Annotated in this window: 10 protein-coding genes; 7 read left to right on the forward strand and 3 right to left on the reverse strand. The window is 45.2% G+C overall.

Translation table 11 applies throughout. From position 1 onward, the window contains the following. Positions 1–194 precede the first annotated feature (194 nt). From QUA97_RS27385 to QUA97_RS27405, 5 genes are all read left to right on the forward strand, one after another. The gene (locus QUA97_RS27385) at positions 195–956 is read left to right on the forward strand and encodes an efflux RND transporter periplasmic adaptor subunit (protein ID WP_333197415.1); all 762 of its coding nucleotides are present in this window, start codon (positions 195–197) and stop codon (positions 954–956) included. Between the two features lie 5 nt (positions 957–961). Continuing rightward, complete coding sequence (locus QUA97_RS27390; protein WP_228050356.1) at positions 962–1,603, forward strand: Vat family streptogramin A O-acetyltransferase; 642 nt, start codon at positions 962–964, stop codon at positions 1,601–1,603. A gap of 46 nt (positions 1,604–1,649) precedes the next feature. Further along, positions 1,650–1,985 (forward strand): DUF2834 domain-containing protein, encoded by a 336-nt coding sequence (locus QUA97_RS27395; protein WP_194070895.1) that lies wholly within the window; start codon positions 1,650–1,652, stop codon positions 1,983–1,985. A gap of 238 nt (positions 1,986–2,223) precedes the next feature. Next, positions 2,224–3,378, forward strand: a complete 1,155-nt coding sequence (devC, locus tag QUA97_RS27400; protein WP_194070896.1) for an ABC transporter permease DevC — start codon at positions 2,224–2,226, stop codon at positions 3,376–3,378. A gap of 61 nt (positions 3,379–3,439) precedes the next feature. Further along, positions 3,440–4,171: a DevA family ABC transporter ATP-binding protein gene (locus QUA97_RS27405; RefSeq protein ID WP_194070897.1), complete on the forward strand. Its 732-nt coding sequence runs from the start codon at positions 3,440–3,442 to the stop codon at positions 4,169–4,171. 8 nt (positions 4,172–4,179) lie between these two features. On the opposite strand, the gene QUA97_RS27410 is transcribed toward QUA97_RS27405, so the two are convergent. After that, positions 4,180–5,412 (reverse strand): methionine gamma-lyase family protein, encoded by a 1,233-nt coding sequence (locus QUA97_RS27410; RefSeq protein WP_194070898.1) that lies wholly within the window; start codon positions 5,410–5,412, stop codon positions 4,180–4,182. A gap of 81 nt (positions 5,413–5,493) precedes the next feature. Between QUA97_RS27410 and QUA97_RS27415 the strand changes: the two genes are divergently transcribed. Continuing rightward, positions 5,494–6,306, forward strand: coding sequence for an acyl-CoA desaturase (locus QUA97_RS27415; protein WP_194011153.1), 813 nt, complete (start codon positions 5,494–5,496; stop codon positions 6,304–6,306). Positions 6,307–6,573: 267 nt separating this feature from the next. Here the strand turns inward: QUA97_RS27415 and QUA97_RS27420 are convergent, their stop codons facing one another. Further along, positions 6,574–6,696: a hypothetical protein gene (locus QUA97_RS27420; RefSeq protein WP_255515929.1), complete on the reverse strand. Its 123-nt coding sequence runs from the start codon at positions 6,694–6,696 to the stop codon at positions 6,574–6,576. 107 nt (positions 6,697–6,803) lie between these two features. Between QUA97_RS27420 and QUA97_RS27425 the strand changes: the two genes are divergently transcribed. Continuing rightward, positions 6,804–7,619: an acyl-CoA desaturase gene (locus QUA97_RS27425; protein WP_333197424.1), complete on the forward strand. Its 816-nt coding sequence runs from the start codon at positions 6,804–6,806 to the stop codon at positions 7,617–7,619. 387 nt (positions 7,620–8,006) lie between these two features. On the opposite strand, the gene QUA97_RS27430 is transcribed toward QUA97_RS27425, so the two are convergent. After that, entirely contained in the window at positions 8,007–8,852 is an 846-nt protein-coding gene (locus QUA97_RS27430; protein WP_194070900.1) for an ABC transporter permease, read from the reverse strand. Positions 8,853–9,040: the final 188 nt, after the last annotated feature.

The raw sequence follows: 9,040 nt of genomic DNA on the forward strand, positions 1-9,040 counted from the left end.
GACCCCATCTTTTTTTACCATAAATCGGTCAAACCTTTGTTAGCTATGGGTTTTAACGGGGTTGTCACCCCGTCAGAGAAAAAACAGCACAAACAGCAACAATTAACAAATTAAAAGCCGAGTCTACTAATGCCGAAACCGAATATCTGCGGCACAAAGAACTTGTTGCCGAAGGCGCTATTTCTCAATCGGTAATGGACAGCAAACGGCTGACATTAGAAACAAGTCGGCAGCAACTTAAAGAAGCCGAAGCAAATCTCAGCCGCATTAACAGTACCGCAAGGCAGCAGCTTAAAGAAGCCGAAGCAAATCTTTCCCGAATTAACAGTACAGCAACCCAGCAGTTAGCAGAAGCCGAAGCAAATCTTTCCCGAATTAACAATACAGCAATCCAGCAGTTAGCAGAAGCTGAAGCAACACTTAACCGCATCAAAAACAGTGGCAGCGAAGAACTAAAAGAAGCCGAAGCAACTCTCGACAAGATAGGCGAAGTACGCCCGGTAGATATCCAAGCAGCCCAAACCGAAATCAATAGCGTGATCGCCCAAGTCAATCGCGCCCAAACCGAATTAAATCAAGCTTACATCCGCACTCCGCAACCCGGAAAAATCCTCAAAATTCACACCCGCGTAGGAGAAAAAATCAGCGATGACGGAATTGCAGACGTGGGAGAAACTCAGCAAATGGTAGTCGTTGCCGAAGTTTACCAAACCGACATCAGCAAAATCAAGGTTGGGCAAAAAGCAGATGTTACCAGCCAAGCATTTTCAGGAGAATTGCCGGGAACTGTTAAAGAAATCGGGTTAAAAGTCAGCAAGCAAAACGTGTTTAGCAACCAGCCGGGAGAAAACTTAGACAGCCGAGTTGTGGAAGTGAAAATTCACCTGAATCCTGAAGCTAGCAAACAAGTTGCGGGATTGACAAATTTGCAGGTACAAGTAGCAATTAAAAATTAGGGAGATTGAGAAACGTGGCAGAATTAGGGCCAAATCCAAACCGACCTTATCCGATGGTAAACCAGCGCCGGGTTTGCTTTATCAAAAACTTTGTTAAATCGCCCAATATTATTGTCGGTGATTACTCTTACTACGACGATCCCATCGACCCGGAAAATTTCGAGAGAAACGTACTTTACAATTACGGGAGTGAGAAATTAATTATTGGTAAATTTTGTGCGATCGCCACCAACGTCAAATTCATCATGAACGGTGCAAACCACAAACTAGACGGCATTTCAACCTATCCTTTTCCCATCTTTGGTAACGGCTGGGAAACAGCAATGAATCTATTAATCGAACTGCCAAGCAAAGGCGATACCGTAATTGGTAACGATGTTTGGATCGGCTATGAATCCGTCATTATGCCCGGAGTCAAAATCGGCGACGGTGCGATTATTGCCGCCAAATCCGTTGTAGTAAAAGACATTCCCGCTTACACCGTTGTCGGAGGAAATCCCGCAGGTTTAATCAAACAGCGTTTCAGCGATGCTGAAGTTGCACAACTATTACAAATTCGGTGGTGGGATTGGGAAATTGATAAGATTTCGCGTAATATTAACTTAATTATGCAATCCGATATTAAAGCACTCAGTAATACTGAGTAAACTCGCCCATACAGGGATTTAAAATTAACAAAGTGGAGGTTTCCCAATGCTTAAAATTGCCTACTTAGTTCTCTGTATTCTAGGAACAGCTTTGCCCTATTCCCAGTTTATCCCGTTTCTCTTAGAAAAAGGGTTGAATGTCAACGAGTTCTTTGGACAATTATTTGCGAACCAGATTTCCGGTTTTTTCGGCATGGATGTCATCGTGTCTTCCGTGGTTTTGTGGATTTTTGTTTTTAGCGAAGGTTCGCGTCTAAAAATGAAAATTTTGTGGATTTATATTGCCAGTAATTTACTGGTTGGTGTTTCCCTAGGTTTACCTTTATTCCTCCTAATGCGCCAACGTCAACTTGAACAAGCAGCTTTAAGCGATCGACAATAAATAACTAATCACCAATTCCCAGTTTTCAATTCTCAATGCCAATGCTTCGACTTCGCTCCTATGCCCCAATACGCTTGGGTTAACACTGTTAATTCCCCGAAGATCCCCTAAATCTCCCTTAAGAAGGGGGACTTCGCAGCACCTTCTTGTTCCCCCCTTTTTAAGGGGGGCTAGAGGGGATCTGTCTTATCTGAACCGTATTGCCCAATTCCCAATTCCCAATTCCCAAACAAAGCTTATGTTTCGCAAAACACCCCTTGCTTGGTTGCAAGTAACTAGAGAAAAAACTCGCCTTGCTGTCGCTATCTCAGGAATTGCCTTTGCAGATATTTTGATATTCGTGCAACTGGGATTTCAAGATGCACTCTTCGACTCTGCCGTTAAGCCGCACCAAAGTTTACAGACAGATTTAGTTTTAATCAATCCTCAAGTTGAAACTTTTGCAGCGGTAAAACAGTTCAATAGAGAGCGACTTTACCAAGCGGAAGGAGTGGAAGGAGTCAAGTTCGTGACTTCATTATATATTGGTACGGGAGAGTGGCGAAATCCTACAAACCGCACTACTAGAAGGATTTTAATTTTTGGCATCGATCCCGGAAATATCACATTTAATTTGCCCGATGTCAATCAAAACTTGCATCAAATTAAAATGTTTAATCGCGTGTTGTTTGACCAAGCTTCTCGACCTGAGTACGGCAAAATTGCCAATATTTTTAACAAACAATCTACGCTGGAAACTGAACTAAACAAACGCAACATTCAAGTGGGAGGAGTCTTTACTCTCGGTGCTTCCTTTGTCGCCGATGGCAATGTCATTGCTAGCGATTCTACATTCATGAACTTATTTCCCGATCGCAAACCTGACGAAATTGATGTCGGCTTAATCAACCTCAAACCCGGTGCTGATATCAAAAAAGTCCAGTTAATGCTCAAAAATATATTGCCAGATGATGTTAAAGTTTTGACTTTGGCAGAATTTGCGGAAATCGAAAAAGCTTATTGGGGAAATGCTACTCCGATCGGCTTTATTTTCGGATTCGGTACAATCATCGGATTCATTGTTGGTCTGATTATCGTTTACCAAATCCTTTACTCCGACGTTTCCGATCACTTGGCGGAATACGCGACTTTAAAAGCAATGGGATATAGCGATCGCTATTTAGTCGGAGTCTTGGTTCAAGAAGCTCTGCTATTAGCTGTATTGGGTTTTATGCCGGGAATTGTTTTAGCGAACGGGCTGTATTCCTTAGCACAATCTGCTACATTGCTGCCAATTGCGATGACAGCAAATCGAGCGGTTGTAGTGTTGAGTTTGACGATCGTGATGTGTACCGGTTCCGGCGCCCTCGCCCTCCGCAAACTCCAATCAGCAGACCCCGCAGACATCTTCTAATCTGCGTTCATCAGCGTCAATCTGCCTGCATCTGCGGTCAAAAAAAACCAAAAAAATTACCATGCAAACCCTAAATTCACCCGCAAACCCAACCACCGCAACCGCACCAGTAATTTCAGTCAAAAACCTCAACCATTACTTCGGTCAAGGCTCTCTCAAAAAACAAGCCTTATTCGACATAAATCTCGACATCACCCCCGGAGAAATAGTAATTATGACGGGGCCCTCGGGTTCAGGGAAAACGACTTTGTTGACGATGTTAGGCGGTCTACGTTCGGCTCAAGAAGGTAGTCTCAAAATTCTCGGGCAAGAAATACGCGGCGCTGGAAAAAATCAGTTAACCAAACTCAGAAAGCAAATTGGTTATATTTTTCAAGCACATAACTTGATGACATTTTTAACAGCTAAGCAAAACGTGCGAATGTCTTTGGAATTGCACAAAGAAATGCTAAATCAGAATATGGATGCTTTGTCAATAAAAATGTTAGAAGCTGTTGGTTTGGGAGAGAGGGCTAATTATTATCCCGAAAATTTGTCGGGAGGGCAAAAACAAAGGGTGGCGATCGCCCGCGCGTTAGTCAGCCACCCTAAAATAGTATTAGCGGACGAACCAACCGCCGCTTTAGACAAAAAATCCGGGCGAGATGTCGTAGAAATTATGCAGAAACTAGCAAAAGAACAAGGTTGCACGATTTTGCTAGTCACGCACGACAACCGCATTCTCGATATTGCCGATCGCATTATCTACATGGAAGACGGCCGTTTAGTCACAAATTTAGCCGATCAACCTTAATCACATCTTCACTTAGCGGGCCCTACAGCATCGATCGCAGCTTCGAGGGCGATCGATACATGAGTCCAATGAGTTCCCCCCTGACAAAAAGCCACATAGGGCTCGCGCAGAGGCCCGTCAGCGGAAAACTCGGAGGTACTCCCATCAATAAAAGTACCTCCAGCCATCACCAATTGACTCTCGTACCCCGGCATCGGCGCCGGCACCGGATCTAAATAGGAACCCACCGGAGAATTTTGCTGAACCGCCCTACAAAAAGCAATTAACTTATCAGCAGAACCGAATTCGATCGCCTGAATCACATCCCTGCGCCTCGCCAAAGGAATCGGATTCACCCGATAACCCAACTTATAAAAAACATAAGCCGTCAAATGATTGCCCTTCATCGCCTCCCCCACAAACCCAGGGGCCAAAAATAAACCCTGAAACAGCAAGCGATTCAAATCAAAAGTTGCGCCTCCGCTGCTGCCAATTCCCGGTGCCGTCAAGCGACAAGTTGCAGCCTCCACCAGAGCGGCCCTCCCGGCGATGTAACCTCCTGTGGGGACGATCGTACCCCCCGGATTTTTGATCAAAGAACCAGCCATCAGATCCGCACCCACAGCAGTAGGTTCGCAATCCTCAACAAACTCGCCGTAACAATTATCCACAAAGCAAATTGTGTTAGGATTCTGATGTTTGACTAGATCGATGATTTTTTTAATCTCTGAAATAGACAGACTCGATCGCCAAGAATAACCGCAAGAGCGCTGGATCAAAACCAGGCGAGTCTTTGCTGAAATAGTAGAGCTCAATGTCTGCCAATCCACAGAACCTTCGCGAGTTAGAGGCAACTCACGGTAAAGGATGCCAAACTCAATCAGTGAACCTTGACCTTGCCCCCGCAAGCCGATCACTTCTTCTAAAGTATCGTAGGGAGAACCAGCCACTGCCAACATTTCGTCACCAGGACGCAGGATGCCAAAAAGAGCACAGGCGATCGCGTGAGTACCCGAAACAAACTGTACCCGCACAGCCGCCGCCTCTGCCCCTACTACCGCGGCAAACACCGCGTCCAAAGTTTCCCGACCCAAATCGTCGTGGCCGTAACCCGTAACCCCTGCAAAATGCTGGACTCCAACCCGGTGGCTGCGAAAAGCTTTTAAGACTCGTTGAAGATTTTGCTTGACTGTCGCGTCAATACCAGAAAAAATCTGAAAGAGTGCCTGTTCTGCTTCCTGTAGCCGTGAAACGCTATTCATCTATAACCTCGCTCACCATTTGCGTGCGCGCCGTTGATTATCGCGTAAATACGGCCTCTAGTTTGTAAACATAATATATTCATGACGATTGCAACTTCCAAAAAAACTTCTCCTGATTGGCCTGTCATAGGCTTTATGGCCTTTCTGCACATCGGCGCTTTATTTGCTTTACTGCCGGGTAATTTTAGCTGGTCTGCTGTCGGCTTAGCAGTATTCCTGCACTGGGTAACAGGTGGTTTAGGGATTACTCTCGGATTTCACCGTCTCGTTACGCACCGCAGTTTTCAAACACCCAAATGGCTAGAGTATTTTCTAGTTATTTGTGGCACCCTGTCCTGTGAAGGCGGCCCGATCGACTGGGTAGGAATGCACCGATTACACCACATACATTCTGACACCGAAACAGACCCCCACGATTCAAATCAAGGCTTCTGGTGGAGCCACATGGGCTGGATGCTCTCGGATCTACCGATCAGAGTTGAAATCCCTCGCTTTACCAAAGACATCGGCGACGACCCAGTATACAAGTTTCTCCAAGCATATTTTATACCCATCCAAGTCGTGTTCGGCGTGTTGCTTTATTTATTAGGCGGCTGGTCTTTCGTGGTTTGGGGCGTATTTATGCGGATCGTGGTGGTGTTCCACTGCACTTGGCTGGTTAACAGCGCTACCCACAAATTTGGCTACCGCACCTACGAGTCGGGCGATGGCTCGACCAACTGCTGGTGGGTTGCTGTCCTCACCTACGGTGAAGGCTGGCACAACAACCACCACGCCTTTCAATACTCCGCTCGCCACGGTCTCCAATGGTGGGAAATCGACATCACTTGGATGACTATTCAACTGCTACAATCGCTGGGTTTGGCAACCAAAGTGAAATTAGCAGAAAAATAGTAACTTGATAATTGGTAATTGGTAATTGGTAATTGGGCATTGTTGACTGCTTTCCTGCCAACTGCCAACTGCCAACTGCCAACTGCCAACTGACTAATGAGCCAGTTTTGGCGATCGGGTCAGGTTGCGTTGAACACAGATTGAATCATCTGGCGCGATCGACCCAACCAACACCACAATCAGTTATAATAGAACTAGAAACAAAAAATTTTGTTTTGCAGCCAAAATTTTTAATTTCACAATTAAATCGTAAATCTTTTTCGATCCTCATCCAAAATCTAGGGGAGCATCTAATTTTTGAAAAAAGCATTTTTTATAAAGCGTGCTGTCGGGATTTCCCGACAGCACTATTAAATGCCAAACACAGATACTCCCAAATCTATCATTCATTCATTCTCGCTCAGTTTGGGCAAGCGTGCACCAAAACAGTTCGCGACTCAATCCAAACTCTTATACGTGAATTCCAGTCTGCATCTCATCAGAAATCAAAAAAAAGAATGACAATAGCAACACAAGAAAAACTCCAATACAATTGGAAACACGTTATTAGTTTAGCAGGACTGCATATCGGAGCTTTGTTCGCATTTTTACCGAGTAACTTCAACTGGACAGCAGTTGGTTTAACAGTATTCATGCACTGGATCACCGGCGGTTTAGGAATAACTCTCGGATGGCACCGCCTACTCACCCACCGCAGCTTTCAGACACCAAAATTCGTAGAATACTTTCTAGCATTTTGCGGAGCCCTGGCCTGTCAAGGAGGAATAATTGATTGGGTTGGGCTGCACCGCTTGCACCACACCCACTCCGACCAAAATGCGATCGACCCTCACAATGCCCAGAATGGTTTTTGGTGGAGTCACCTCGGCTGGATGCTTTATAAAGGCCCCGCCCACGCTGAAATTGCTCGCTGCACAAAAGACATTTCCAGCGATCCGTTTTACCAATTTTTGCAAAACTACTTTCTCCCCATACAAATCGTCTTTGGCGTGTTGCTTTACTTCGCCACAGGCTGGCCCTTTGTAGTTTGGGTGATTTTTGTCCGCTTAATTTTGGTGTATCACTGCACTTGGTTTGTAAACAGTGCAACTCACAAGTTTGGCTACCGCACCTACGAAACTAAAGATAGTTCTACTAATTGTTGGTGGGTTGCGGTTTTGACTTACGGCGAAGGCTGGCACAACAATCACCACGCTTTTCAATACTCTGCCCGTCACGGTATGAAATGGTGGGAAATTGACTTTACTTGGATGACAATTCAAGTCTTGGAAGCGCTAGGTTTAGCTAGTAAGGTTAAATTACCAGCAAAATAGTAATTCAGTCCTAGAGGCAGAACCTCTTTAGGGTGTGCCGAACCGCCCACCTTACCGCTTCAGAAACCGGGTTTCTTTAAGAAACCCGGTTTTTTTGTGACTAACAACCAGTTATAGCCTTTTTCAGAAAGATGAGGTACTATGCGGCATAGGGCATAGGGCATACCTCACCACGCTTGATAACCGCTATATAATACCAAATCCGGGTAACATACCCCCTTGATGATTCGGCGGTTGAAACCGCTACTACACAAACGATGTCGGCCTACGCCGACTGGTTCGTAAAAAGTATCCAAAACCCGGATTTTGTATTATAACCAATGACTAATGACTACTGACTACTGACTAATGACTACTGCCAACTGCCAACTGCCAACTACCAACTGACTAATGAGACCGTTTTTGGTCGCTGCGGCCGCGCAAATATTCTGCTAAAAATGCCAATCCTCCCGAACCTACTATTAACAGCACGCTGAGAGCATTAATATCAGGTTTCACTCCAGTCCGAATCCGGCTAAAAATTTCCATCGGCAGAGTTGTAGTCCCGCTACCTGCGGTGAAACTCGCAATCAAAAAGTCGTCCATGCTGAGGACAAAAGACAGCAGACAACCAGAAACTATGCCGGGTATTAATTGAGGGAGCAAAACCTGAATAAAAGCCTCAACAGGTGTTGCACCCAAATCTAAGGCAGCTTCTTCTAAATAGGGGTTTAAATCCGCCAATCTAGTAGAAACAGCTAGAGCGATGTAAGCCAGACAAAACACAACGTGGGCGGCGACAATTGTCCACAAACTCAGAGGAATAGCGAGGGCTGCTAAAAATACCAGAGTAGCAACCGCGCTGGCAATATCTGGAATAATAATCGGCAAGTAGGAAACTCCCTGATATAAACTTTTCCCCGGAAAGCGGTAGCGGGCTAAACCAACGGCCATTAAAGTTCCGAGTACAGCCGAGATTGCAACTGCACAAACAGCGACTGTTAAACTATTTCTGAGGGCAATTAATATCCGCGTATCGCTAAATAATTGAACGTACCAATTTAAGGTAAATCCTTCCCAGCCGGCGCTAAAACGCGATTTGTTAAAGCTGTAAAATGTGAGTACCAATATGGGCAGGTACATATAAAAAAACATCGAGATGGCAAATATGACTTGCCAAGAAATTTTAATTTTAGGTTTTAAGTACATATCGGGTGGTATTTCCTCCTGTGGATTTTTGGTGGGATTTTCCATGTCTCGTTAATCGCGAATTGGTAATTTGGGAATGGGGAATGGGGAATTGGGAATGGGGAATGGGGAATGGGGAATTGGGAATTGGGAATGGGGAATGGGGAATTGGGAATTGGGAATGGGGAATGGGGAATGGGGAATGGGGAATGGGGAATGGGGAATGGGGAATGGGGAATGGGGAATGGGGAATG

The sequence above is a fragment of the Microcoleus sp. CZ3-B2 genome (assembly GCF_036705055.1).
Lineage (GTDB): Bacteria > Cyanobacteriota > Cyanobacteriia > Cyanobacteriales > Microcoleaceae > Microcoleus.

Bases quoted from the DNA above. Each gene is read 5' to 3' on its own strand.
- QUA97_RS27385 (WP_333197415.1), top strand. From the start codon at position 195: ATGGACAGCAAACGGCTGACATTAGAAACAAGTCGGCAGCAACTTAAA.
- QUA97_RS27395 (WP_194070895.1), top strand. From the start codon at position 1,650: ATGCTTAAAATTGCCTACTTAGTTCTCTGTATTCTAGGAACAGCTTTG.
- devC (WP_194070896.1), top strand. From the start codon at position 2,224: ATGTTTCGCAAAACACCCCTTGCTTGGTTGCAAGTAACTAGAGAAAAA.
- QUA97_RS27405 (WP_194070897.1), top strand. From the start codon at position 3,440: ATGCAAACCCTAAATTCACCCGCAAACCCAACCACCGCAACCGCACCA.
- QUA97_RS27410 (WP_194070898.1), bottom strand. From the start codon at position 5,412: ATGAATAGCGTTTCACGGCTACAGGAAGCAGAACAGGCACTCTTTCAG.
- QUA97_RS27415 (WP_194011153.1), top strand. From the start codon at position 5,494: ATGACGATTGCAACTTCCAAAAAAACTTCTCCTGATTGGCCTGTCATA.
- QUA97_RS27420 (WP_255515929.1), bottom strand. From the start codon at position 6,696: ATGAATGATAGATTTGGGAGTATCTGTGTTTGGCATTTAATAGTGCTG.
- QUA97_RS27425 (WP_333197424.1), top strand. From the start codon at position 6,804: ATGACAATAGCAACACAAGAAAAACTCCAATACAATTGGAAACACGTT.
- QUA97_RS27430 (WP_194070900.1), bottom strand. From the start codon at position 8,852: ATGGAAAATCCCACCAAAAATCCACAGGAGGAAATACCACCCGATATG.